Genomic DNA, 227 nt, shown 5'->3' on the forward strand with positions numbered 1-227 from the left:
TGGGGCCTTAGCTCAGCTGGGAGAGCGCCTGCCTTGCACGCAGGAGGTCAGCGGTTCGATCCCGCTAGGCTCCACTTTATTTTTATATGTCGGAGGTATACCCAAGTTCGGCTGAAGGGATCGGTCTTGAAAACCGACAGGCGGTGAGAATCGCGCGGGGGTTCGAATCCCTCTACCTCCTCCATTTTTTTAAACAATATAATATCGTCGCGGGGTGGAGCAGTACG

Annotated in this window: 2 tRNA genes; both read left to right on the top strand. The window is 54.2% G+C overall.

Annotation, left to right across the window (positions count from 1 at the left end):
• The first annotated feature begins 1 nt into the window (after window position 1).
• Window positions 2-74, top strand: a tRNA-Ala gene (locus JDS80_RS31185).
• A gap of 17 nt (window positions 75-91) precedes the next feature.
• Window positions 92-184 (top strand) — tRNA-Ser (locus JDS80_RS31190).
• Window positions 185-227 lie beyond the last annotated feature (43 nt).

The organism is Bacillus cereus group sp. N8, assembly GCF_016483685.1.
Taxonomy (GTDB): domain Bacteria; phylum Bacillota; class Bacilli; order Bacillales; family Bacillaceae_G; genus Bacillus_A; species Bacillus_A proteolyticus.